This is a genomic window from Sphingomonas sanguinis (genome assembly GCF_001476905.1).
Lineage (GTDB): Bacteria > Pseudomonadota > Alphaproteobacteria > Sphingomonadales > Sphingomonadaceae > Sphingomonas > Sphingomonas sanguinis_B.
Genome location: NZ_LDTE01000153.1, coordinates 1 through 563, shown reverse-complemented (window position 1 = coordinate 563; position 563 = coordinate 1). Strand labels below are relative to the sequence as shown.

Below are 563 nucleotides of genomic sequence, written 5' to 3'. Positions count from 1 at the left end.
ACCGTCACGATGGCGGGTGTCGAGGTACCAAAGGCGTTGGCAAGGGTATAGCCGACCGTGATCGTCCCGCTGAAACGCGCCTTCGGCGTCATCTGCAGACGGAAGGTCCGGGCATCGGCAGTTCCCCCGGCAACGATCGTGGCGGTCGCCTGATCGGCAGGCGATACGCTGGTGACCGTTGCGGCAGTGAACGGTCCGCCGCTGGCCGCAGCGGTCAGGTCAATCGAGACGGGCTGACCATCGATCGCCGATGCGGTGATCGCCTGTGCCGCGGGTGCCGTGCCGACCACCTGGATGGTGGCGGTAGCCGGTGTCGACGTGCCACCTGGTCCAACCGCGACATATTGGAAGGTGTCGGTGCCGTGATAGCCCGCTTCCGGGGTATAGACCGCGATGACCTGACTCGGGACCGACACCGACGACATCGCCAGCGCTGCGGCCATCAGCGGTGAGCCACCAAAGCCGCGCATGGCGAGCGTCCGCGAGATCGTGACCGTACCATGGGCGGGCTGGGTAACGATGCGGATGTCGTCGAACTGACCGGTGACCAGGCTCGACAGGTT

General features: G+C 65.9%; 1 protein-coding gene. It reads right to left on the bottom strand.

Annotated elements, in window-relative coordinates:
* The coding region (locus SB4_RS20140; RefSeq protein ID WP_206598027.1) for an Ig-like domain-containing protein at positions 1–563 on the bottom strand (563 nt) is incomplete at both ends.